The organism is bacterium, from assembly GCA_030685015.1.
Taxonomy (GTDB): Bacteria; CAIWAD01; CAIWAD01; order CAIWAD01; family CAIWAD01; genus CAIWAD01.
In genome coordinates, this window is record JAUXWS010000067.1 from 110047 (window position 1) to 133793 (window position 23747).

Below are 23747 nucleotides of genomic sequence, written 5' to 3' on the forward strand. Positions count from 1 at the left end.
CTTCAGCTGGTGGCAAGCGGGGCGGGCGATGGCATCCGCAGCCACGCTGTCAATGGGAATCAAAAGGAAGGGGATGACGGATGAACCATCACGGACCGATCCGCCTGGAGCTTGAAGAGAAGACCTACGCCTTCTGCACCTGCGGGCGCAGCCAGAACCTGCCCTTCTGCGACGGCGCCCACAAGGGCTCGGAGGACCGCCCCCTGCTGCACGCCTGCGAGCGCGCCGGGGCCGTGGTCGTCTGCGGCTGCCGACGGAGCGGCAAGTTCCCCTGGTGCGACGGCAGCCACCGCCCCGCCGGCGCTACCCCGGACGTCTGAGCGGGTCCACCTCGAATGAGCGGGGGGCCGCCGCGGCCCCCCTGATTGTGCTGCCGGCTAGTTGCGCGTGATGTCCACCACGCCGTTTGTGACCTGCACCGTCTGCATCGTGCCCACGTTCATGGCGGTGAAACTGAAGGTGCCTGCGATGTGGGTGGCCGTGACCGTGGAGAGGGTCAGCGTGCCCTCGGCCAGGGCCATGACTGTGGTGAACAGGACGGTGGGCGTGGCCGTGTCCGGCACGTAGATGGCCATGTTGCTGGTGCCCAGCGGATAGGTCCCGGGCTGGTCGCCCATCACGTTGAACTGCAGCTGGCGGGTGCCGCCGTTGCCCCAAAAGGCCAGGATGCCGCTGTCGCTGCCGCCGTAGATGAAGGTGCTGAACGTCATCGCCGTGCCTCCCACGGTGGCGCTCAGCGTGCCGCTCCAGAGATCGCCCGTGCCGCCGAAGTCGTAGTCGTCGCAACTGACCATGGCATTGATCCGCGTGTAGGCGGTGGGGCCGCCCTGCGGATCGATGATGGTGAGGGTATTGCCGCTGTGGGCGTAGGCCATGACCCAGGTCAGGCTGCCCATGGTGCTGTGGATGCTGTCCTCGTCGGCCGTCCAGGACCCGTTGAAGCTCATGCACTCCTCGTCCACGTAATCCGCCATCACGTTGACCCAGGTGCCATTGCTGTTGATCTGCAGGGTCTGTTGGGAGACAGTCGTGCTGCCCTGCATCTCCGTGTACTGCCAGACGCCCGTCGGTGCGCTGCCGCCGCCGTTGTCGTCGTCGCTGTCGCTCTCGCAGCCTGCCAGGAGCAGGCTCGTCACCAACAGCAAAGTGCCGACGCCCCTGCCCAATCCCTTCAAGAGTTCCATGATGGCTCCATGATCTGGTGTGTGGTGCTTGCCCCCACGTGCTTCGTCCACGGGGTGGCCATGGGTCATTGTAACTCAGGTCGATGACACCGTCCATCGGCTGGACGCCCACAACTCCCGGCTTGCGCCGGTGCTGCCGAAGATGTTGTCGTCCCCGTCGACCAGGGTCGCGATGAAGGCGAAGCTCGCGTTCCCCGTCCGGTTCCACACCCTGGCCGCCATGTCACCTATCGGCAGGTCTCGTCCCTGCGGCACGGGACCCGCGGGGAGATGAAAAGGCCGCCCCTGCGGGCGGCCTTTGGCGAGTTGCCGTCGGAGGATGGCTATTTCATCAACATCAGCTTCAGTTCGTCGCGCGTACCGCCCGCCTCCAGCACGGCCAGGTAGAGGCCGGAGGCTTGCCGTCCCGCATCCCAGGCGGCCTGGTGCTGGCCGGCGGGAAGAACGGCGCCGTTGATGAGGCGGGCCACCTCCTGCCCCAGCAGATTGTACAAGGTCAAGCGCACCGGGCCGGCCTGGGCCAGGCTGAAGGAGATGCGCGTGCCGGGGTTGAAGGGGTTGGGCCAGGCGCCGGCCAGGGCCGTGCTCAGAGGCTGCTCGCCTCCGCCCGCCACCTCGTTGCCACTGACCTCCATCGAAACCGGGATCGTCACCTGCATGTTGTCCAGGTCGTTGCAGGTCAGAAGCAGGCCAGTGCTGTAGACGCCGTTGGGCAGCGGGAAGCCCGGCACGGTGGTGAACTGGAAGTGCACATAGGTGGAATCCCCACCCGCCACCAGTCCGTTGGTCGGACCCAGGGTCTCCACCCAGGCCGGGGGTGTCAGGCGCACGGCCCAGGGAATGCTGGCCGAGACATCCTGGTCATGGATGAAGGTGAAGCCTTCCACGCCGGCCTGGCCTTGCAGACCACAAGTGCCGCTCTGATTGTAGGGGTAGATGCCACCGCCCACGTGGCCGATCTGGATGGTCACCTCGCCGTTCGCCTTCATCACGATCTGGGCCTTGATCGGACCCCCGCTGATGAAGGGGTTGAAGTGGGGCACCATGTCCCAGCCGACGATGAGCGAATCCTGCTGGTTGGTCCAGTACCACACCGCCATGGGATTGTTCGGGTCCGGCTTGAGGTCGTCCCACCAGGCCGCCACCATGTGGGCGGGGGCGGCCAGGGCGGGCAGTTCGATGTTGCCGGAGCCGGCCGACTGCGCCCCGAAGACGATGAAGCCGTTGGGGCTGACCCGCACCTGGTCGAAGGACGCGCCGTACAGGTACTGGAGGTAACCCAGCGGGAGAGACTCGCTCATGGTGTCGTGGTCGACGAAGGTGATGGGCATGCGCTGGTCTGGCGACAGCCAGTTGTAGACGGGGCCGCCGTCCTCTGTGTTGTCCTTCCAGATGTAGCCGAAGGCGTCCGGCCCGCCCGTGTCGCGGCTGGCCAATCCGCCGTCCACCAGCGCGGCGCTCCAAATGAGGGGCAGCTGCCCGTCGTTGCGGATGAGCAGGCTGTCGGCGCCGGGAGTGCCCGATTGCAGCTCCACCATCACTTCGGCGGCACCCAGGACCAGTTCGGGCGGCGTGAGGGAGCTGGCCGCCGAGGTGGTGAAGAAGACGGCCGTGCCGCTGGCGGGGGTGCGCATGGTGGAGGCGTTGTTCTGGACGTTGCGCAGGGTCATGCCACGAAGGCTGGTGTGGTCCTTGATGCCGATGGAGCAGTAGTCGAAGTCCGTGCCGGCGCTCTGATTGTCGTTGAAGGTGTTGTACTGGAAGAGGAAAGGCCCGTCCCCCGTCATCGTGGGATGGAAGAGGGGATCGAGCAGGATCAGCTGGAAGGTGTTGGGCCCGCCGTTGTTGGGGTTCATGGGCAGGTTGTGCCAGGTGATGACGAAGCGGTGGTGGACCTCGTCGAACCAGGTCCAGACGCCCGCCGCGCCCGTGGTCAGGTGGTCGTCCCACATGGGGGCGATCATGGCGTCCGGCCCCATGCCGCTGGGCAGGTAATGGTTGCGGAAATCCACCTCGCCGAACCCGCTGTCATCGAAACTGATGAATCCGTTGGAGCAGACCATCGCCGAGGTGTAGGTGAGTCCGTAGTAGGTGAAGGGGAAGGGCAGGTTCACTCGACGCGACTGGTCCTGCTCGTTGCCGTTGTCATTGAGGGGGACCTCGATGCCCTGGCCGCCCTCGGAGGGGACGATGGGCACCCAGCTGTAGGTGGGCGCCATGTCGTAGGTGTTGTCCAGGTTCTCGAAGGCCCAATAGCCGTAGCCGTCCGGGCCGGTGGGATCGCCCAGGGCGGGAGTGCCCACCACGGCCAGCAGCTCGCTGCTGCCGGTGGCGCCGTCGGAGGTGCTCCAGGTCAGGCCCAGGGGCAGTTGGTAGCCGATCATGGTGGTCGTGTTCACCAGGATGTTGAAGTCCACCGTGGCCGTGCCGCCGGGCGCGAGATCGCCGGCCGCCTGGGGCGGACTGGCCACCTGGCCGTAATAGGCGTTGTTGCTGGCAAGGCCCACCAGCAGATCCTCCGCCGTGCGCGAACCCACGTTCTGCAGGTGCAGACGCAAGGGGCGGGTCTCGCCTGGAGCCAGCGGCCCGCCCGGCGTGCTGGTGGAGACCAGCGAAGGCAGCGGCGCCGCCACAGGCAGCCAGGCCGAGCGCGTCAGGCTCACTGGTCCCGTCAGGGTCAGCATGAGCGGAACCAGGTCGCCGTCGGTCAGGCCGGAGGCGGGGCTGAGGGCGATGCCCTCGATCGTGGTCAGGGCGCCGGGCGCCAGGTTCGGCAGGGTCTGGGGCGGAGCCACCAGCGAGCCGAAGCGCGGGGCCAGGCTGAAGGTGATGGTCTCGCCGTTCAAGGCCTGGGTGCCGACGTTGGTCAAGGTGAGGGAGACCGCCTGATTGGAAGCTCCCGGAAGCAGGGTACCGGGCCCGGAAATGGAATGGCCGGTGACGGCCAGGTCGGTGTCGACCTGGGCCACCGTCAGGTCCAGCAGCTGGGGCACATGGCGATGGTGCGTGGCCGTCACTTTCAGCACACCGACCTGCAGACCGGTGAGGGGCAGGAGGACCTGGCCGGCCGCATCGGTGAGCAGGGCGATTTGCAGCAGCTGCCCACCGCCCTGATTCTGGTACGCGCAGAGGGCCACGTCCTTGACTGGCTGCCCGCCCGAGGTGACGGTGAGCGCCAGGTGGTCCGTGCCGACGCCCAGCGTGGAGGGCAAGCCGGCAACGGCGAGGGGGGCCGGCACGCCGGCCCATTGGCAGGTGCCGGGGTCGCCCATCAGGTTGCCCCAGTTGGCGAAGTTGGAGGCGCTGCCCTGGTCGCCGGGGGGCAGGGTCTGGTACAATTCGTACTTGCCCTGGAGCAGGCAGGCGCCGATCTCCGGGATGTCATGCTCCAGCAGGCCGGAGTAATAGCCGCCCACCACCACGTTGTTGTAGCGGGTGTGGGTGCTGGCCGTGGCGAAGCCCATGGCGGCCACGGCGCCGCCCGGCGTGGCGGCGCTGCCCGCCATGAGGAAGACCTCCGAGGCGTCGTCGGCCCCACCGTTGAAGTCGCCCGTGGAGCAGGTGAAGATGGTGGCCACCGGCGTACGCGGCCCCTGGGACAGGTTGAGGACGGCGTTGTAGTCCAGCCCGTCCATCCCGATGTAGCCGCGGTAATTGTAGAAGCTGATGCCGGAATTGAACCAGCTGATGATCTGCGAGGAGTTGACGCAGAAGTTGGTGTCGATGTCGTCGTAGCCGCGCCGGCTGACCAGCTCGGCGGCGATGTTGCGGCTGAGGATCTTCATGGAGAGGGCGCAGAAGCTGGCCCCCACGTGCAGGCTGGCGTGGGTCAGCCAGCTGTCGTTGTCCAGGTAGGGCGTGCTCTCGTAGGTGACGATCTTGTTGCAGATGGCTGAAAGCTGCGCCGCGTTGTCGCAGGTGAGGCGGCCCACCGCCACGTCGCCCAGGATGTCGTTGCCCACGATTTTGGCGTAGTAGTGGTCGTAGGAGCCGCTGTCGGTGGGCAGGGCGTAGGTGCCGTCCGTGTCGCCCACCAGCAGGACGAAGTCCACCGGGTCGGCGCCGTTGTACTCGGCGATGATCCGGTTGCGGATGCTGGTCGTGTTGAAGGTGATGTCCGCGCTGCTGACCACGGTCACCTTGTGCCCGCGGCGGCGCTTCCACTCGATCAGGTTCTGCAGTGCCGCCACGCCCAGGGCCTGGGTGTTGGCGAAGACGAGGTAATGGCCGGGCAGCCGGCCCGGATTGAAGGCGGTTACCTCCATCGCTTCCACGTCGTCGGCAAGGGCGGAGATGAGCTGGGGCCGGATCATCTGCTGGAGCACGGGAGTCGGGTCGTTGAGCGGACCGCTGCCCGCGTTGACCAGGTTCTCCCCCTCGAACTCGAAGCGGACCCGCAGGTGGCGCAGATAGCGGCCCTCGCCGGTCAGCGGGTTGACCTGGACCGGGTAGAAGCCGGCCTTGACCACGCGGGCGTCCCGCATGAGCATGGGCTCGTCCAGCTCCCACAAGCGGCCGGGGAACTCGGCGTCCACCTGGTAGACGTCCTCGTCCTCGAGCCAGGCCAGGGGCAGCTCGGAGCGGGTGTCATGGAAGCGCTCCTGGTTGGGCATGGGATTCAGGCCGTGCAAGGGCACGAAATCCGCCTCCAGCACCGTCACCTGCACATCGCTGCGGTCCGGAATGCGGATCAGTTTGTAGTAGGCGGGGAGATCGGGCGCGCCAGCCAGGCCGACAAAACCCGAACCCGGCATCTCAAGCCTGTCCCAATCAACCCGGCCCAGTCTCTCGCGGCTCAGCTCGAGCGGGGGGAAGTCCAGGTCGACAATCAGGCCACCTTGCTCACTTCGGGTGGAACGGGCCTGGACCCCGGCCAGGGCCTCAGAGTAGATCCCGACCAGGAGCAGGACCGCCGCCAGGGCCGCGATGCCGCGGCCCAACACAGTGCGGGCGCACAAGAACATATCCACTCCGGCTGCTTGGGCTCCCACCCCGGTTCCGGGCGGGAGGGCTAGTGTGCTGTCAGCCTGTACCGCAGGCTGGGGCTTGACGCCACGAAGTTGGCAAGCGATCGCAAGAATCGTACCATGCCCCGCGCTTTGTTTTGAACTTGACAGGAGTATTCATGATTTCGACATGGCTCTACGCCGTGGGCAGCGTGCTGGTGGTCAGCGGCGTCTCCCTGGTGGGCGTGTTGACCCTGGGCCTGGGGATGGCCCGGTTGCGAAAACTGCTGCTGATCCTGGTCAGTTTGTCGGTGGGCACCCTGTTCGGCAGCACCTTTTTCCACCTGCTGCCCGAGGCCTTTGCCAACCAGGGTTTTGGTCCCGCGGTGCCCGCCTGGACCATCGCCGGCATCCTCCTCTTCTTCATCCTGGAGAAGTTCATCCACTGGCGTCATTGCCACGTGCCACCCTCGGCGGACCACCCGCATCCGGTGGTGTTCATGAACTTCGTGGGGGATGCCCTGCACAATTTCGTTGACGGCATCCTGATCGGGGCCGCCTTCCTCGTCTCCGTCCCCACCGGCATCACCACGAGCGTGGCTGTCCTGGCCCACGAGATCCCCCAGGAGATCGGAGACTTCGGCACCCTCGTCTGGGGTGGCCTGAGTGTGAAAAAGGCATTGATATTCAATTACTTAAGTGCATTGTCGGCCTTGCTGGGGGTGGTCCTGGTCCTGACCCTGGGGCCGCATGTGCAAGGCATCGAGGCGCAGATCCTGCCGTTGACGGCGGGCGGCTTCATCTATATCGCCGGCAGCGACCTCATCCCCGAGCTACACAAGAATGCAGGGGGACGCGCCTCGGCCATGCAATTGGCGGCCATCGTGGTCGGCCTGGCCATCATGTTCGCCCTCACCCATTTCCTGGGGCATCAGCATACGCATTCGATCGATTGCGATCACGATCACGGTGCCCTGATGCTTCATCCCGTCATGACGGTTAACCAGCTGAACTGTTAAGAGAGCCTGACAGCCTGTTGCCTACACGGGACGGGACATGGCGGCAAGCCTGCCTTGCGGTCGGTTCCGGAAAGATCCTACGCAGCCGGTGGACGCTTTTGGAACTGGCAAGGTCCGATTATCTTGCCCCGCGCTGGCATGATGGATGCTGGCCCCTGGCCGCTTCGCATGTGAAGGTATCCTCAACTGGTCCGGCTGATCGGTGGAAAGGAGCAGCCATGCCTCGTCGCCTGCTGGTTCGGGTCTTGTCCGGCACCTTGCTTCTGCTGGCCGGACACAGCGCCGTCGAGGCGGATGTCGACGGGCCCTTCCCGGCCCGCTGGGTGGCGGGTCAGGCCGCGGGTCCCGCCCTGACCTGGGATCTGCTGGCCGAGGATGCGGCCGGCCTCACTCTGCGGCTGGACATCCACTGGGTCGACCTGCGCGCCGGGGAGGCGGGCGCCTCCTTCCACATCCCGGGCGAAGGCTGGTCGGGCGGACCGGGCGATCCGGACCTGCCCGCCCTCAGCCGCCTGCTGGCCGCTCCCGGCGACGCCGCGGCGGAGCTGCAAGTGCTGGACCTGGCCACCGTCAGCCGCTTCGACCTGCGGCCGCTTCCCCGTCCCGCCCCCCGATCGGAGCATCCCGAGGCCTTGCCCGAGGCGGCAGGCGTCCTCTCCGCCGTCCATGCGGAGGGCCAAGCCTGGCCCCCCCACTGGGTCCTGGCGGGTGAGAGCCATCTCTGGCTGGGCCAGCGCGTGCAGGCCCTGGATGTCCACCCCCTGCGTTGGCATCCAAGGGAGGATCGCCTGGAGCTGCTGCAATCCTTGACCGTGCGGATCGCCTGGCAGCGTGGCCGGCTGCCCGCACCCGCTCCCCGCCCTAATTTCCCCGAGGCGGAGCGTCTCCTGCGGGGACGGACCCTCAACCCGGACAGCCCCTGGCTGGAGAGGGCCGATCGCATGGGTGGGGACGGACGGCCCGGCAGCTATCTGGTGGTCGCGCCCGACGCGGCCCTGCCCTATCTGGCGGAGTGGATCCTTTGGAAGCGTCGCCAGGGACACGAGGTACGCGTGCTGGCCGAGAGCGCCATCGGCGGCCAGGAGACATCCACCGCCCAGCTGCGCGCCGCCATCCAGGCGGAGTTCAGCGCCGCGCCCTTCGAGTACCTGCTGCTGGTGGGGGACACCGACCGCTATCCTGATTCCACCGAACTGTCCTGGAACCTGGCCACCGATTTCGTGGCAGGCGGACAGTACGCCGAGAGCGGGTGGGCCGGCCGCTGCGGCGGCAGTTATTGCATCGCCACCGACCACCCCTTCTCCCTGCAGGAGGGCAGCGACTACTTCGCCGACCTGCTGGTGGGCCGCTGGTCGGTGGACACGGCCAACGACCTGGCCAAGATCGTCCGCCGCTCCGTGGACTACGAGGCGGCCCCCTTCCTGGATTTCGGTCCGGATTGGCTGCAGCGCGGCCTGATGATCTACGACGTGGCGGACGCCGCCAGCCGGCGCGAGACCAAGCTGGCCATCCGCGACCTGCTGGAGCAGGAGTTGGGCTACACCCAGGTGGACACCATCCGCAACCACTATTGGGACGCCCCTGTCTCGCCGGAACTGGTCCGCCAGCGGGTCAACAACGGCGTGGGCATCATCAATTACCGGGGCTATGGCTTCCGCCACCAGTGGTACGGACCGACCTTCGGCACCAGCCATGTGGCCACCTTGAACAATGTGGGGCGCTGGCCCCTCGTCTGCTCCATCGTCTGCGGCGGCGGTGATTTCGCCTCCGTGGGCACCGACCCCAGTTTCGGCGAAGCCTGGCTGCGCGCCGGCTCCAATCCCAGCGAGCCCACGGGGGCGATCGGCTTCATCGGACCCACCGAGCTGGACACGCACACGGAATGGAACAACGCCATCGACGAGGGCATCTTCAACGGCCTTGCCCGACAAGGCCTGCGCAGCCTGGGGGCCTTGCTGGACGCGGGCAAGCTGGAGCTCTGGCGCGCCTATCCCAACGCCCGCAACTGGGGCCAGCCCACCTACAGCGTGCCCTTCTACTTCCATGCCTACAACCTGCAGGGGGATCCCGGCCTGCAACTGCGCACGGCGCCGCCGCGCGCGCTGGCCTGCCAGACCCCCGACACCCTGGCGACGGGCCTGGCCGGCTGGGAGCTGGAGGTGGCGGCGGCGGACGGTCATCCCCTGGAGGAATTGCGCGGCTGCCTCCATCATGAGGAGCTGGATCTGGCCCTGACGGCGCGCGCCGACGAGGCGGGCCGCCTGCGCTTCGCCATGGACCACCTGGCCGAGGGTCTGCCCGCCGGCGTCTGGACGCTGACCTTGTGGGGGGAGGATCTCCTGCCCCTGCAGCGGACCTTGATCGCCGCGGTCCGGCCCAGCCTGCTGCGCCTGCTGACCTGGTCGGTGGCCGAGGAGGTGGAGGACGGCCTCTTCCGGCCGGGGGAATGGCTCGCCCTGCGGCCCCGCCTGGTGGAGAACGGCAGCGCGGGTTGGCCGGAGACGCGCCTGCTGGAGCTGGCCACCCCCGCCGGCGGCCTGGAGATCCTGGGCGCCGGCGCCCCCATCGGGCCCACGGCGCCGGGACAAGTGCTGGAACCACTGGCGGGGCTGGAATTCCGCCTGGAGGAAGGCACGCCCTTCGGCGAGTCGCTGCCCATCGACCTCAGGTTGGACGGTCAGCTGCTGGGGCGAGTGGCGGTCCTGCCCTCGCGCCCATCCTTCCAACTGACGGCCCTGGAGGTGGTGGAGGGCTCGCTGGAACCCGGTGCCACCGGCCAGCTGCGCCTTCAGCTGCGGGGCCAGGGCCTGCCCTTCGCCGGCACCTTGCGCGCCCGCCTCGGCTGCTTCCACGACGCCGTGGGCGTGACGGCGGACTCCGCCCTCCTGATCGCCCCGGCCCCCGACAGCAGTGCCTGGGTGGAGGGATTCCAGGTGGTGGTGGATGCCGCGGCGCGACGGGGAAGCCTCGCCACCTTTGAACTGGGTCTCTGGCCGGAGGGGCCGGGGCGGATGGTCGAGCTGCTGCACGGGCAATTGCCCCTGGGCGACCTGCGTCTGGTGGATCCGGTGGGACCGGACGCCGGCGGCTACCTGGCCATCCACAGCGGCGACGAGCACGAGCAGGCGCCCCTCCACATCTGGGAGAGCATCTCCGCCACCGGGCAGGAGCTGGCGGTGGCGGACTGGTCCGATCCGTGGACGGACAATCCCGACGGCGTCTCCCGTGTCCTGCCGCTGCCCTTCCCCTTCCGCTACTACGGGGAGGAGTTCACCGAAGCCACGGTCTGCACCAACGGCTGGCTGGCCTTGGGCGACCAGGCCCACCTCTACACGGCGCTCAACACGCCCATTCCGGCGGCGCAGGGGCCCTCCGCCATGATCGCCCCCTTCTGGACCGACCTGGTGAACTCCAACGGCGGCGCCCAGCTCTTCGGCCGCCTCTACCATGAAGCGCGGCCGGAGGAGGGCCTCTTCATCGTTGAATGGAACCATTTCCGCCCGGTGGGCAGCTCGTCCAACCTGGACTTCCAGCTCGTCCTGCGCGATCCCGCCCTCTGGCCCACGGCCAACGGCAACGGTGAGATCCTCGTCCACTACCGCGACATCGCCCTCGTCAGCGACCACAACGGGGTGACGGTGGGCATCGAGGCGCCCGACGAGCAAAGCGGCCTGCTTTATGGCTGCAACAACCAGTGGGCGGCGGGAGCGCAGCCGCTGGCGGACGGCCACTCGCTTCTCTTCACGCCGGCGGTGCTGGACCAGAACACGGTGGCGGCGCCGCACCCCGCCTCGCCCCTGCTCCTGGGCGTCCATCCCAATCCCTTCAACCCGGTGACGCGGCTAAGCCTGGAGCTGCCCGTCGCGGCGCAGATCCGCTGGCGCCTGAGCAACCTGCGGGGGCAAACCGTGCGGGAGCAGGCCTGGGAGGCCCGCCCGGCGGGGCGGCTGGAGGCGGTGATCGATGGCGCGCGCCTGGCCAGCGGCGTCTACCTGCTGGAGGCGGAATGGCGGGCGGGCGGCCAGGGAGGCCGGGTGGCGGAGAAGCTGCTGCTGCTGCGCTGAGGATTCAGGCGGGAGGAGCCGCCCCGGGAGCGTCCTGCGGGCTCCGCCTAGTGGACCGATTCTCGTGAGATGACGGATGATGAAGTGCAAAGGCCGTCCAGCGCAAGGCGCCCGCGCCGCTGGCGCAGTGGGGCTGCGTCAAGGCGCGGCAACGCAGCGATGGGCGGCCTGGGCGCTTCCCGTAGGGTTTGCGAGGTTACCGACGTTCCATCTCCCATGCATTTTGCAGCAAACAGCATCCGGCAGATCACGGGAATTGGTCCACTAGCGGGAGACTAGGTCTTGGTACGCTTGACCCGCATCACGACCAAAGGCGGCGACGCCGGCCACACCAGCCTGGGTGACGGCCGGCGCGTGCCCAAGCACGACCTCCGGGTGGAGGCCTACGGCGAGGTGGACGAAGTCAACGCCGTGCTCGGCCTCGCCCTGATGGAGCTTGAACGGGACACGTCCCTGCCCTCGTCCCGCCGCGAGGCCCTCATGGAACACCTGAGGCATCTGCAGAACGACCTCTTCGATCTGGGGGCCGACCTCTGTGTGCCGGGGGCGGCCGGCGAGCGGCTGCGCATCCCGCCGGACCAGGTGGCCCGGCTGGAGGGCTGGATCGCCGCATGGAACGCCGAGCTGCCGGCCCTGGCCAGTTTCGTCCTGCCGGCCGGACCGCCCGCCACCTGCCAGCTGCATCACGCCCGCACCGTCTGCCGACGGGCGGAGCGGGCCTTCCATCGCCTGCGGGAGAGCCTGGAAGCCGCTGCAACACCGGGCGCCGGGCAAGTGCATGAAGTGGTGAACCCGTTGGCGGGGGTCTACCTCAACCGCCTCTCGGACCTGCTCTTCGTCATGGCGCGGGCCGCGGCGGGGGCGGAGGGCGAACGGCTCTGGCGGCCGGGGGGGTGATCCGCGTGGACAGGCTCCCCGCCAGTCCGCCGCTCACTCCGGCAGGTGGATGCGCAGCCCGCCCGCGGCCAGGGTGTCCAGCCCGAGCGGACCGCTGGCGGCCAGCCAGCCGTCTGTCCCCGCCACATGGACGCGCACGCGCCGCTCCAGCTCCCAGCTGCCCAGGGTCAGCCCGGCCGGATTGACCAGGGTGAAGGTCAGATCGTGGCGGAAGGGAAGCTGGCTCTCGGCGATCTGGAAGGAGCCGTCGGCCGCCGTCACGGCCTGCACGCGCCAGGGTGCGCCGGCTTCGTGGGGATCGGGATTGACCAGCGATAGATAGCCGAAACGCTGGCCCAGCGCCACCAGGCTGAGCAGGTAGACATCCGCCGGCAGCAATTCGCCCGCCCGGTCCCGCAGGTCCCACTGGATGGTGTTGAGGCCCGCCGGGCGCAGGGTGTCCAGCAAGGTGTCCAGCACGACGCCGCTCTCCGCCTCGTGGACCGTGATGATGGCGTGGCCGGCGGCGGGCAGGTGGAAGCGGATGGGCGAGGAGCTGCCGCCGGCGGCGTTGGCGATGAGCGTGTCGCCCGCTTCACTGGGATAGGGCAGTTCGAGGCTGACCAGGATTCCCAGCCCGGCCGCGCCTGCGCCGTCGGCGGTCAGCACCCGGCCCTGGATGGCGGGGGCGGGCGGCGACAGGGCCTCATCCTCGCAGGACAACAACAGGATGGTCAGCGCCAGTGGCAGGAGTCGTCCCAGGCCCATGCATCCTCCCATCCGATTTGCTCCATGGACCAGGACTATCGATCCAGATACTGGTCCTGGAAGGAGGCGGGTTCGTCCAGGGGCTCCAGATGCGTGAAGACCGTGCTGCCGGTCAGCACGGCGCGGATCTCGGCCTCGATCTCCTCCACCAGTTCGTGCCCCCGACAGACGGTCCAATGACCGGGCACGAGGACGTGGACGCTGATGAAGCGCCGCCCGGCCGCCTGTCGGGTCAACAGGGCGTGGAACTGGAAGCCCTTCGCCTCGTAGCGGGCCAGCACCTCCAGGATCCGCTCCCGCTCCTCGGTGGGGATGACCCCGTCCATCAGACCCAGGATGGCGCCATGGAGCAGTTTGTAGCCGGTCCACAGGATGTTGGCGGCCACGGCCAGGGCCAGGAGGGGGTCCAGCACGCGCCAGCCGGTGAGCGCCACGGCGCCCACGCCGACGATGACGCCGACGCTGGTCCAGACATCGGTCATAAGATGCTTGCCATCGGCCTCCAAGGTGATGGATCGATGCACACGGCCGGCCTTGAGCAGCACACGCGCCACCGCCAGATTGATGCCCATGGCCACCGCCGAGACGAGCAGGCCGGCGCCCACCAGCTCCAGGTCGCGGGGCGCCAGCAGACGCAGCACCGCCGCCCAGCCGATGGCCAGGGCCGCGCCCGTGATGAGCAGGCCCTCCACGCCGGAGGCGAAGTACTCGGCCTTGCTGTGCCCGTAGTCATGGTGCTCGTCGGGGGGGAGGGCGGCAACGCCCAGCATGATGAGGGCGAAGATGCCGCCCGCCAGGTTGACCAGGGACTCCAGCGCGTCGGACAGCAGACCGACGGAGCCGGTCAGTTTCCAGGCGACACCCTTGATCAGGATGGTCGCCACCGCCGCGGCGATGGAAAGCCACGCGTAGCGCTTCAGGTGGCGGCGGTCAGCGCTCATCGGGGACGGAATCCTCGGCTTGACGGGTTGGCGCACTCGGTCCAGCCTGCGCCAAGGTGACGATTTTCCCTTGGTCGCGCCCGTCGCCGCAAGCCTGGCCGCTCCGCCGGGCGGCGCCCATGATCCGCGGCTTCGACACCAGGCCGGCCCGCGCCGTGATGGATGGCGCTTCCGGTCAACCAGGCCAAAGGCCGCCACCTGACATAGACGTGGATCTCCCGGGGCGGCGGATCCCCATCTTGGCCGCCGTCTGATCCAAAGCCCGACGGGGCGGAAGGGAGGCCTCCTGAGCCTGGAACACTCACAGCGGCAGTTCCGGCAAGCCCTGACCCGCTACGAGACGGATCCCTTCTACCGCCGCCTGGGCCATCTCGTCTCCGGCCTTGTGCTGGCCGGGCAGGCGGCCCTGCTGGCCCACACGCTGGCCCGGCCCCTGGACTGGGCCGGGGGCCTGGCCGCCTTCCTGCTCGCCTATGTGCTGGCCGACCTCCTCAACGGCCTCATCCACCTGGCCATGGACCATTGCGCGCGCTACTCGGGCTGGACCGGACCGCTCGTGGCCGCCTTCCACCTCCACCACCGCACACCGCGCTACCAGGACAAGGCGCTGTGGCGCGTCTATGTCCATGAAAGCGGTTTCAAGCTGTGGTTGCCCGCCTTCCAGGCAGGGATCCTCCTCCTCATTTGGAACCCCGGCCTGCCGCCCTTCCTGCTGCGCGTGCTGGCCCTCTGCGCCGTCCTCTCCAGCTGGGCGGAGCTCTCCCACTATCTGTGCCACAACCGGCGCGGTCGCCTCTTGAATCTGCTGGCGCGCTGCGGCCTGCTGCTGGACATGCGCCGCCACGCCCGCCACCATCGCGAGGACAACTGCTCCTACGCCTTCCTCAACGGCTGGACCAATCCCCTCATCGACCTGGTGGCCCGCCGCTGCTTTCCCGGCTACAAACAGGGCACGGACCTGCATTACCAGGACAGCGGGCAAGGTGGCGCCCCGGTCCGTGAAATGGATGGACCGCCCGGGGGCGGCTGAGCCGGGGCCGGCCTACGCCTATTTCGCCACCACCACGCGTCGGATCGCCTGGGCACCGGTGTCCAGGTGCCGCAGCCGCGCCAGGTAGACGCCGGAAGCCACGACGGGCGTCCAGGGCAGGTGATGGCGGCCCGCGCCCAGCATGCCCTGGTGGAGCGTGGCCACCCGCTGGCCGAGCAGGTTCAGCAGATCAAGTTCCACCTGGCCGGGGAGGGCGAGGTCGAAGGAGAGGGTGAGGAGGGGGTTGCAGGGATTGGGCCAGGCCGCCAGCGCCCACTGGGGTTGACGCTCCCGGCGCGGCGGCAGGCTGGTCTCCTGGGGGATCAGATCGACGATGACGCCCTCCAGCACGGTCAGGTTGTAGGGCATCTCGTCGGGCAGCAGGTACCAGCCGTCGTAAGGGCCGCCCCAGCCGAAGTTGAGGTGGAAAAAGCCGTCCGAGTTCCAGCCGTCCACCACCACGTTGTGGCCGGCGTTCCAGGTGGGGGTCACCACCGCCAGATGGGCCGGATGGCCGTTCATCATGTTCTGCGCCAGGATGCTGTAGACGGCCGCGTTGGACGGACCCAACAGCCGGGCCTCCCCGTAACCGAAGCGTTGCCACGCCGTGAAGGCCTGGTTGACGCCGAAGGTCCCCGAGCCCTGCGGGTGGTAGACCTGGCGGGCCGCCACGCCGCAGGCGAAGACAAGGGCCGCCTTGTCGGTGACGGTCAGGCTCGTGCCGGCGGCCCAGTGGGCGTCCAGCGTGTCCAGGTGCGTGTTCAGGTCGGGGAAGCGGGGGAAGTCGTAGCTCTCCCAGGCGTCGTCGATCCAGTACTGATTGCCGCCGTAGTTGTGGTAGTAGCGGTCGCCCGCCTCGAAGCGCGTGCCACGCGTGTCGCGATGCAGGGTGAGCAGCTGGGCCATGGCCACGGCGGGGCAGCCGGCCACGCTGCGATTGCCGGACACGGCGTCCAGCGGGCAGAATGCGTTGTAGGGAGCCCCCTGGCCCCAGCGGACCTCGATCCAGCCGCCGGTGGAGGTGCTGCCCTCGGGCGGCCAATAGTCGGTCCGTTCCCCCTCCCGCGCCGCACCGGTGCGCAGCCGCTGCCACTCCGCCCGCCGCGCCCGCCGGACCGGCTCCGCCACCAGCTCCAGGTGCGCCTTCCGGCCGGCCAGATCGGCCTCGATGAGGTCCAGCAGCGGATTGAGGGCCGGGTCCAGCGCGCCGAACCCGGCCTGCCGGGAGTAGGCGAGCACGGGCGGCAGGCGCTCGTCGGCGGACACCACCACGTAGCCGGTGGGGGAGAGGCGGACGACGTGGGCCAGGCCCGAGGGGGTGGCGTCCACATCCTGGATCGACCAGCCCTGGCCGTGGCCGGGCTGGTCAAGCAGATGCCGCTGGGCCGTCAGCCTGGCCAGGTCGGATGTGACCGGGCGCGGCAGGGCCAGTCCGGGCAGGGCCAGCAGGAACAGGGCGGACGCGACAAGACGAAGAATCCACATGGCTGTCCTCATCAGGTTGGAGCGGTCTCGCGGGCAGGGCGCCGGTGGACCGGCCACCCCGCCGGGATGCCTGAATATGTTAATGGATTGCCATGCCGGCGCGCCGCGGGCGACGCCAGACCGTCTCTGGCCCAGAAGCGGAAGCGTGAACGACGGAGGATCCTGGCCCTTGCATGTGCGCGCTTCATCGTCTATTTTGCATTTGTTTTGCAAAATGGACGATGGACAATGGAAATGGTTGACCGTCATCTGCAAACGGCCGTTCGGCGCGTCAGCGAGCAGTTTCCCGTGGTCCTGGTCACGGGGGCCAGACAGGTGGGCAAGACGACCTTGCTGCGACACGCCGCCTCGGCGGACCGGCGTTACGTGAGCTTGGACGATCCTCTGCTGCTGGAACAGGCCCGCCGCGAACCCGAGCTGTTTCTGGAGCGCTATCCCGGGGACTTGCTCCTCGACGAGATCCAATACGCGCCGGGCCTGTTGCCCCTGATCAAGCAGCGAGTGGATGCCGACGCCCGGCCCGGACGCTACTGGCTCACAGGTTCGCAGCCCTTCCACCTGATGCGCGGCGTGTCCGAATCCCTCGCCGGGCGCGTGGCCGTGCTGCAACTTCATGGACTGTCGGCGGCGGAACTGGACGGACGGCCCTGCGGGCCCTTCTTGCCTCCTTCCGCGTTGGACCTCGGCGACTGGCGCAAGGCGCCGCCGCCCCTCGCCCTGCCAGAGCTCTACCGTCGCATCTTCCTGGGCAGCTTCCCCGCGCTGGCGCTGGGCCAAGTGCAGGATCGCGACATCTTCTACGGAAGCTACCTGCAGACCTATTTGCTGCGCGACCTGCGCGACCTGGCCCAGGTCGGGGATCTGACCGCCTTCCTGCGCTTCCTGAAGGCGGTGGCGGCACGGACCGCCCAGTTGCTGAACCTGAGCGACCTGGCGCGGGACGCGGACGTGGCCGTCAACACCGCCAAAGCCTGGCTGTCGATCCTGGAAAGCATCGGGTTGGTGCTGCTGCTGGATTCCTGGCACAGCAACCGCACCAAGCGGCTGGTCAAAGCGCCCAAACTGCACATGCTGGACACGGGCCTGTGCGCCCACCTGGCCGGCTGGAGCAGCCCCGAGACCCTGGAAGCGGGCGCCATGTCCGGCCCGATCCTGGAGAGCTGGGTGGTGGGCGAGATCCTGCGCAGCTGGCGGCACCATGGGCGGGAGGGCCGCCTCCACCACTTCCGCGACAAGGACCAAGTGGAAGTGGACCTGCTCATCGAGCAGGACGGGCAACTGCATCCGGTGGAGGTCAAGAAGAGCGCCCGCCCGGTCCCGGACGACGTCAAGGCCTTCCGGCGCCTGGCCGCCCTGGGGTTGCCGCTGGGACCGGGCGCCCTGGTCTGCCTCTGCGCGGAGGCCATGCCCCTGGGCAGCGGCGCAACCGCCCTGCCTGCCGGAGGTCTGTAGCGGGCGCCCGCGTCCGGGTGGTGAATGGGTCGGCGGGATGCCGGGAAGTCCTGTCCCGCTCACCTTTTCCGCCGCTTTCCTTGAATCAACAGATCGCCAATGCTAGACTCTCGGGTTTCCGTTTTCGGAGATGACGGGCATGCTGGACGCTCTGCAGGAGCGCTTCGACGGAATTCTGCGCAGCCTCAAGGGGCAGGCGAAGATTTCCGGGAGCAACATCGACGAAGCTGTCCGGGAGATCCGGCGCGCCCTGCTGGAGGCGGACGTCAGCGTCCAGGTGGCGCGGGATTTCGTCGCCCGCGTGTCCGAGGAGGCCAAGGGCGCCGAGGTGCTCAAGGGCGTGCTGCCCGGCCAGCAGTTCGTCAAGATCGTCCATGACCAGCTGACGGCCCTATTGGGCGGCGAGCACCAGCCCATCGCCTTCGCCAAGGACGGACCCACGATCATCATGATGGTGGGACTGCAGGGCAGCGGCAAGACGACCTCCGCCGCCAAGCTGGCGCACCTGCTCAAGCGCCGGATGGGTCGCCGGCCCTTCCTGGTGGCCGCCGACATCTACCGGCCCGCCGCCGTGGAGCAGCTGGCCGTGCTGGGGCGGGAGTTGGACGTGCCGGTCTTCCGGCCGGTGGACAACGACGCCCTGCGGACGGCGCACGAGGGCCTGGCCGAGGCTCGGCGCGGCCGCTTTGACACCGTCATCCTGGACACGGCCGGCCGTCTGCACATCGACGACGGCATGATGCAGGAGCTGGAGCGGATCCGGGCGGAGCTGAATCCCCACGAGATCCTCTTCGTCGCCGACGCCATGATCGGCCAGGACGCCGTGCGCGCGGCGCGGGACTTCCACCAGCGCCTGGCCTTCCACGGCGTGGTGCTGACCAAGCTGGACGGCGACACGCGCGGCGGCGCCGCCATGAGCATCCGCGCCGTGACGGGCGCCCCGGTGAAGTTCACGGGCGTGGGCGAGAAGCTGGACGCCCTCGAACCCTTCCATCCCGAGCGCCTGGCCCAGCGCATCCTGGGCATGGGCGACGTGGTGGGCCTGGTGGAGAAGGTCCAGGAGCAGGTCGAGCGCCAGGACGCGGAGCGGATGGCCGCCCGCATGGCGCGGGCCGAGTTCGACCTGGAGGACTTCCTCTCCCAGCTGCAGATGATCAAGCGGCTGGGTCCGCTGGAGGGCCTGCTCAAGATGATCCCGGGCGTCGGGTCCAAGCTCAAGGACATGGACCTGGACGCCGGGCAGCTGACGCGCACGGAGGCGATCATCCAGTCGATGACCCTGCGCGAGCGCCAGCAGCCGGCCATCATCAACGGCAGCCGCAAGGCGCGCATCGCACGCGGCTCCGGGGTGAAGGAGAACGACGTGGGTCTGCTCCTGCACCAGTACGAGCAGATGAAGGGCATGATGAAGCAGATGGGCGGAATGGGGATCTTCGGCGGCATGAGTCCCCGGCGGGGGGCGGCCGAGGCCAGGTCCCAGCCCCAGGTCAACCCCGTCTCGGCCGGATTCGCCGCCCGGCGGGCGCAGAAGAAGACAGGCAAGAAGAAACGATAGTTCGAAGGAGGCTGCCGTGGCAGTCAAGTTGCGTCTGACCCGCATGGGTCGCAAGAAGCGCCCCTTCTACCGCATCGTGGCGGTGGACTCCCGCGTGCGCCGGGACGGCCAGTACATCGAGGCGCTGGGCACCTACAACCCGCTCACCAACCCGGCCACCCTCGAGGTGGACCAGGCGGCCGCCATGAAGTGGCTGGAGACGGGCGCGCAGCCCACGGACACGGTGCGCAGCCTGCTCTCCAAGGCCGGCGTCCTTCTGGCCCACGATCTCACCCGCCGCGGCGCCAGCGCCGAGCAGGTGGCGGAGAAAGTGGAAGCCCACCAGGACCGTCACGCCGGGAAGAACCGGCAGGTCCTGGAGACCAAGCGCCGCGCCGAGGAGGCCGCCCGCAAGGCCCAGGCCGAGGCCGCCCGCAAGGCCGCCGATGAGAAGGCCGCCGCGGCCGCCGCCGCCAAGGCCGAGGCGGAGGCTGCCGCCAGCGAAGCGACGGAAGCCGCCGAGGGCGAGTAGCGCCCTCGACAGGCCACCAGCGCCGTGCAGGACCACGTGGACATCGGCTGGGTCTCCCGGCCCCGCGGGCTGCGCGGCGATGTGTGGCTGGCCGCCTTCAGCGACGATCCGGAGCGCCTGCTCACGCTGAAGGAGTTCCGCCTGCTGACCAAGGACGGGCCGCGCCTGTTGCGCCTGGCCGGCGGCCAGTGCCTGGGAGGGCGGCTGTCCCTGCTCTTTGAGGGGATCGCGGACCGCACGGCGGCCGAGACGATCTGCGGCCACATGCTGCAGATCCATCGCCGCGACCTGCCGCCCCTGGCCGAGGACGAGGTCTTCCTGGCCGACCTCATCGGCCTGGAGGCCCGCCTGCCGGGCGGCGCCGTGGTGGGCCGGGTCGAGAGCGTGCTCGAGTTGCCGGCCGGACCGGTGCTCGAGATCCGCGCCGGTGGCCGGGAGGCCCTCGTGCCCTTCCACCGCCGCTTCGTGCCGCGCCTGGAGCTTTCCCAGGGCTGGATGGAGCTGGACGTGCCGGAGGGACTGATTCCGGAGGAGATGCTGGGGTCGGGTGCGGCGGGGGAGAACCCCCATCCCGGCCTTCCCCCTGGGAGGGGGAAGGGATGATCATCGACATCGTCACGCTCTTTCCCGAGATGTTCGACGGCCCCCTCGACGAGTCCATCGTCAAGCGGGCCCGGCAGAAGGGACTGGTGGAGATCCGCCTCCACGACCTGAGGGAATGGACGCGGGACAAGCACCGCAAGGCCGACGACGAGATGTTCGGCGGCGGGGCCGGGCTGGTGATGAAGCCCGAGCCGCTCTTTCACTGTCATGACGAGTTGCTGGCCCGCGCCCGCGCCCACCGGCCCGGTGCGGCCAAGCCCCTGGTCGTGCTGACCAGTCCGCAAGGGCGCCTGCTCTCCCAGGCCCTGGCGCGCCGGCTGGCCGCCGACACCGGGCATCTCGTGGTGGTGTGCGGGCATTACAAGGGCGTGGACGAGCGCTTCGTCGAACGCTGCGTCGACCTGGAGCTGAGCATCGGGGACTACGTGCTGAGCGGCGGGGAACTGCCCGCCATGGTGCTGGTGGACGCCCTGGTGCGGCTCTTGCCGGGCGCCATGAACAGCGCCGAGTCCGCCGAGACGGACTCGCTGGAGGACGGACTGCTGGACGCCCCCGTCTACACGCGCCCCGCGGAGTTCCGCGGCATGGCCGTGCCCGGGGTGCTGCTCGGCGGCCATCATGCGCAGATCGAATCCTGGCGCGCCGCGCAGCGCCTGGAGCGGACGCGCCGCAAGCGCCCCGATCTGCTGGAAGGACAATCAAAGGACGAAGGATAGGAGAAGGCGATCATGAGCCTGCTGAAGAGTGGCTTCGAACCCGAGCTGCGCACCGACCTGCCCGAGTTCACGGTGGGTGATGCGGTGGACGTGCATGTCCGCATCATCGAGGGCAACAAGGAGCGGATCCAGATCTACTCGGGCGTCGTGATCGCCCGCCACGGCGGCAACAGCGCCACGGCCACCTACACGGTGCGCAAGGCGCTCAAGGGTTTCGGCGTGGAGAGGATCTTCCCCCTGCACAGCCCGAAAATCGAGAAGCTGGTGGTGAAGCGGTCCGGCCGCGTGCGCCGCGCCCGCCTCTACTTCCTGCGGACCCGCAGCGGCAAGGCCGCCCGCCTGCGCGAGCGGACCAGCTGAACCCTGCCGCGCCAGGCCCCGTCGGCGGGGCCTCCGGCCTGATCCGGACCCGCCGGCCGCCAGGGGGAGCACCAATGGCGAGCGCCGACCGAGGAGAATCCTGGCCCGCCCTGTCCGGGTGGAGCATGGTGCTTCTGCTGTCGGCGCTTGTTGTGTTCCCGCCGGCCGCGAGGGCCCAGGACAAGCCGGCCCTGCCCCCGCCTCCCGCCCTGGTGGAAGAGGACAGCCTGGGCCGATCCGCCCGGCCGGCCGCCACGGAGGAGACGCAGGGCCTTTCGCCCCGCCCTGCCGCGATGCCCGACAGCCTGGGCGGTCTGGCCGACAGCCTGACAACCGCGGCGGACTCGGCCGCTGCCCGCTCTGTCCTGAGCCGGGCCTGGAGCCGCTTCTGGCGCCGCCCCGCCCACTGGCCGGCCCCCGCCCGCCTGCATCCGCCCAACCGCCGTCCCCTGCCGACCCCCGCCGCCCCGCCCGACCGCCCGGCCGAGGATCTGGCCGATGGGCTGCTGCCCCTGGCCGCCGGTCTGCTCTACGACCAGGCCCACCTAGGCCATCGCCAGCTGCTGGCCCTGGACGGCCTGCGGCCCGGCGCCTCGACCCTGGAGCTGGACGGCCTGGATCTGGCCAGCCGCATCAGCGGCCTGGCCGACTTGAATCTGGTCGCCGGCGGGCTGGTCGAGGAAGGAAGGACCGCGGCCTGGGAGCGGCTGGGCAACCGGCCGGGGGGCGCCCTCGCTTTCCACAGCCTGCGCGCCACGGACGACAGCGTGTTGACGCGCCTCCGCTGGGCGGACGGTTTCCTCGGCCTCATCACGGTGGAGGGGGATTTCCGCCGACCCGTGCTGGGCGGGCGGGCCACCCTGGCCTCCCGCCAGAGCTACACCCACGAGCGGGTGCCGGGGGCCCACTACCGCGGCAACCTCTTCCTCTGGAACTGGGACCGGCCGCTGGGGGAGAGGTGGCTGCTGCAACTGGACCAGCGCCTGCTCCACGACCGCAGCGAGATCCTGGACTTCGACCGGAGCCAGCGGCGCCTGGACCAGAGCCTGCTGCGCGGCCGCGTGACACGCCTGTTGACTGATCAGAGCGCCCTGGGACTGGACCTGTGGCGGCGGGAGGACCGCCTGGGCTTCCAGCGTCTGGCGCGCGTGGATGATCGCGAGACCCTGCGGGGCGCCACCCTGCACCTGGACCGCAGCTGGGCGGGAGGCGGCTGGCGCGTCGTGAGCGGCCTGGAGCGGCAGGAGCTGAGCGCCGGGTCCTGGCGGATGGAGCGCGGCGTCGCGCGCCTGGCCGGCCGCGCCGCCTGGACCATTCCCAGCAGCCTCGGCCGCCTGGTCCTGGAGCCGGCCGGCGAGCTGCGCCGCTTCACGGGGGACGACCTGCGGGGCTGGTCCTTGGGCGGGCACGCCGGCCTGCAGCGCGGGGAGGGTTGGGGCGACCTCATCCTCCAGGCGGGCCAACTGCCTCCCACGCCCGAGCAGTTGCATTTGACGCGGCTGCCGGCGCAGCAGGACGCCATGATCGATCCCTGGCTGCGCGAGGCCGCGCTGCCCCTTCTCCCCGACTCCACCCTGGGCGGCAGCCGCTGGCTGCGGCAGGAGCTGCGGCTGGGCACGAGGCTGGCGGAGGGAAGGCTGCCGCTCAGCCTGCGGGTCTGGCGCGTGGCGCTGGCCGACGACCCGCGGGCCGCCCCGGCCACCGACAGCAGCTGGATCTGGCGCGGCGAGGACCACGTCAACTGGGGCGTGCAGCTCTTCGCCGACCTCGCCCTCACGCCCCGCTGGCGCCTGCGCACGGCCCAGGGCTGGTTCATGGACAGCCGCGGGCTGGTCTCCCGCGAGTTTCCATCCTACCTGCTGGACGGCGCCCTCACCCATGAACGGCGCCTGTTCGGCGAGGAACTGCTCGTGCAGGTCACGGCGGGTCTCCATCACGAGCATGGCGGCGTCGATGCCCAGGGCAGGGCGCTCTGGGAGATGCCCGAGTTCTGGCTCAAGGCCGAGGCCACCCGCGGCCGCTTCACCCTCTGGTGGGCGCTGCGCAATCCCTTCAGCCTGGCGGAGAACCAGCGGGTGGAGGGCCGCCCCCTGCACGGCCACGAGGAGTGGCTGGGCATCCGCTGGGGCTTTGTCGACTGATTCCCGCCACCACGCGCCACGCCTTCGAGCGGGGGACGCTCAATGGTCCCGCGGATGAAGGCCACCTCGGCGCTGGCTGCCATGGTGGAACGGGGG

Annotated in this window: 17 protein-coding genes; 12 read left to right on the forward strand and 5 right to left on the reverse strand. The window is 69.3% G+C overall.

What is annotated here, in order from left to right; all coding sequences use genetic code 11:
• Positions 1-80: 80 nt before the first annotated feature.
• Positions 81-320 (forward strand): CDGSH iron-sulfur domain-containing protein, encoded by a 240-nt coding sequence (locus Q8O14_09875; protein MDP2361047.1) that lies wholly within the window; start codon positions 81-83, stop codon positions 318-320.
• A 57-nt stretch (positions 321-377) separates the two neighbouring features.
• On the opposite strand, the gene Q8O14_09880 is transcribed toward Q8O14_09875, so the two are convergent.
• Positions 378-1184 carry a DUF6252 family protein gene (locus Q8O14_09880; protein MDP2361048.1) on the reverse strand — a complete coding sequence of 269 codons (807 nt, stop codon included), beginning with the start codon at positions 1182-1184 and terminating at the stop codon, positions 378-380.
• Positions 1185-1507: 323 nt separating this feature from the next.
• Positions 1508-6148 carry a C25 family cysteine peptidase gene (locus Q8O14_09885; protein MDP2361049.1) on the reverse strand — a complete coding sequence of 1547 codons (4641 nt, stop codon included), beginning with the start codon at positions 6146-6148 and terminating at the stop codon, positions 1508-1510.
• Between the two features lie 161 nt (positions 6149-6309).
• Here Q8O14_09885 and Q8O14_09890 point away from each other — a divergent pair, with 161 nt between their 5' ends.
• The 3 genes from Q8O14_09890 to Q8O14_09900 all read left to right on the forward strand — a co-directional run bounded on the left by Q8O14_09890 (position 6310) and on the right by Q8O14_09900 (position 12110).
• Positions 6310-7149: a ZIP family metal transporter gene (locus Q8O14_09890; GenBank protein MDP2361050.1), complete on the forward strand. Its 840-nt coding sequence runs from the start codon at positions 6310-6312 to the stop codon at positions 7147-7149.
• Positions 7150-7367: 218 nt separating this feature from the next.
• On the forward strand, positions 7368-11213 hold the full coding sequence (locus tag Q8O14_09895) for a C25 family cysteine peptidase (GenBank protein MDP2361051.1): 3846 nt from the start codon (positions 7368-7370) through the stop codon (positions 11211-11213).
• Positions 11214-11495: 282 nt separating this feature from the next.
• Complete coding sequence (locus tag Q8O14_09900) at positions 11496-12110, forward strand: cob(I)yrinic acid a,c-diamide adenosyltransferase (protein MDP2361052.1); 615 nt, start codon at positions 11496-11498, stop codon at positions 12108-12110.
• A 33-nt stretch (positions 12111-12143) separates the two neighbouring features.
• On the opposite strand, the gene Q8O14_09905 is transcribed toward Q8O14_09900, so the two are convergent.
• Positions 12144-12857 (reverse strand): hypothetical protein, encoded by a 714-nt coding sequence (locus tag Q8O14_09905; protein MDP2361053.1) that lies wholly within the window; start codon positions 12855-12857, stop codon positions 12144-12146.
• Positions 12858-12892: 35 nt separating this feature from the next.
• Positions 12893-13798, reverse strand: a complete 906-nt coding sequence (locus Q8O14_09910; protein ID MDP2361054.1) for a cation diffusion facilitator family transporter — start codon at positions 13796-13798, stop codon at positions 12893-12895.
• Positions 13799-14183: 385 nt separating this feature from the next.
• On the opposite strand from Q8O14_09910, the gene Q8O14_09915 reads away from it, so the two are divergent.
• Positions 14184-14828 carry a fatty acid desaturase CarF family protein gene (locus Q8O14_09915; GenBank protein ID MDP2361055.1) on the forward strand — a complete coding sequence of 215 codons (645 nt, stop codon included), beginning with the start codon at positions 14184-14186 and terminating at the stop codon, positions 14826-14828.
• 18 nt (positions 14829-14846) lie between these two features.
• Here Q8O14_09915 and Q8O14_09920 read toward each other — a convergent pair whose 3' ends face one another.
• Positions 14847-16313, reverse strand: coding sequence for a C10 family peptidase (locus Q8O14_09920; GenBank protein MDP2361056.1), 1467 nt, complete (start codon positions 16311-16313; stop codon positions 14847-14849).
• 234 nt (positions 16314-16547) lie between these two features.
• On the opposite strand from Q8O14_09920, the gene Q8O14_09925 reads away from it, so the two are divergent.
• From Q8O14_09925 to Q8O14_09955, 7 genes are all read left to right on the forward strand, one after another.
• Positions 16548-17765: an ATP-binding protein gene (locus tag Q8O14_09925; GenBank protein MDP2361057.1), complete on the forward strand. Its 1218-nt coding sequence runs from the start codon at positions 16548-16550 to the stop codon at positions 17763-17765.
• 139 nt (positions 17766-17904) lie between these two features.
• Positions 17905-19320: a signal recognition particle protein gene (gene ffh / locus Q8O14_09930; protein MDP2361058.1), complete on the forward strand. Its 1416-nt coding sequence runs from the start codon at positions 17905-17907 to the stop codon at positions 19318-19320.
• 16 nt (positions 19321-19336) lie between these two features.
• Entirely contained in the window at positions 19337-19831 is a 495-nt protein-coding gene (gene rpsP / locus Q8O14_09935) for a 30S ribosomal protein S16 (protein MDP2361059.1), read from the forward strand.
• A gap of 36 nt (positions 19832-19867) precedes the next feature.
• The gene (rimM, locus tag Q8O14_09940; GenBank protein ID MDP2361060.1) at positions 19868-20434 is read left to right on the forward strand and encodes a ribosome maturation factor RimM; all 567 of its coding nucleotides are present in this window, start codon (positions 19868-19870) and stop codon (positions 20432-20434) included.
• Complete coding sequence (trmD, locus tag Q8O14_09945) at positions 20431-21150, forward strand: tRNA (guanosine(37)-N1)-methyltransferase TrmD (protein MDP2361061.1); 720 nt, start codon at positions 20431-20433, stop codon at positions 21148-21150. Before rimM ends, trmD begins: the two co-directional genes overlap by 4 nt.
• A 12-nt stretch (positions 21151-21162) precedes the next feature.
• Positions 21163-21510 carry a 50S ribosomal protein L19 gene (gene rplS / locus Q8O14_09950; protein MDP2361062.1) on the forward strand — a complete coding sequence of 116 codons (348 nt, stop codon included), beginning with the start codon at positions 21163-21165 and terminating at the stop codon, positions 21508-21510.
• A 74-nt stretch (positions 21511-21584) separates the two neighbouring features.
• Positions 21585-23651: a hypothetical protein gene (locus tag Q8O14_09955; protein ID MDP2361063.1), complete on the forward strand. Its 2067-nt coding sequence runs from the start codon at positions 21585-21587 to the stop codon at positions 23649-23651.
• The last annotated feature ends 96 nt before the right edge of the window (positions 23652-23747 follow it).

Coding starts and splice junctions, on each gene's coding strand:
- Q8O14_09875 (MDP2361047.1), top strand. CDS start 81: ATGAACCATCACGGACCGATCCGCCTGGAGCTTGAAGAGAAGACCTAC.
- Q8O14_09880 (MDP2361048.1), bottom strand. CDS start 1,184: ATGGAACTCTTGAAGGGATTGGGCAGGGGCGTCGGCACTTTGCTGTTG.
- Q8O14_09885 (MDP2361049.1), bottom strand. CDS start 6,148: ATGTTCTTGTGCGCCCGCACTGTGTTGGGCCGCGGCATCGCGGCCCTG.
- Q8O14_09890 (MDP2361050.1), top strand. CDS start 6,310: ATGATTTCGACATGGCTCTACGCCGTGGGCAGCGTGCTGGTGGTCAGC.
- Q8O14_09895 (MDP2361051.1), top strand. CDS start 7,368: ATGCCTCGTCGCCTGCTGGTTCGGGTCTTGTCCGGCACCTTGCTTCTG.
- Q8O14_09905 (MDP2361053.1), bottom strand. CDS start 12,857: ATGGGCCTGGGACGACTCCTGCCACTGGCGCTGACCATCCTGTTGTTG.
- Q8O14_09910 (MDP2361054.1), bottom strand. CDS start 13,798: ATGAGCGCTGACCGCCGCCACCTGAAGCGCTACGCGTGGCTTTCCATC.
- Q8O14_09920 (MDP2361056.1), bottom strand. CDS start 16,313: ATGTGGATTCTTCGTCTTGTCGCGTCCGCCCTGTTCCTGCTGGCCCTG.
- Q8O14_09925 (MDP2361057.1), top strand. CDS start 16,548: ATGGTTGACCGTCATCTGCAAACGGCCGTTCGGCGCGTCAGCGAGCAG.
- ffh (MDP2361058.1), top strand. CDS start 17,905: ATGCTGGACGCTCTGCAGGAGCGCTTCGACGGAATTCTGCGCAGCCTC.
- trmD (MDP2361061.1), top strand. CDS start 20,431: ATGATCATCGACATCGTCACGCTCTTTCCCGAGATGTTCGACGGCCCC.
- rplS (MDP2361062.1), top strand. CDS start 21,163: ATGAGCCTGCTGAAGAGTGGCTTCGAACCCGAGCTGCGCACCGACCTG.
- Q8O14_09955 (MDP2361063.1), top strand. CDS start 21,585: ATGGCGAGCGCCGACCGAGGAGAATCCTGGCCCGCCCTGTCCGGGTGG.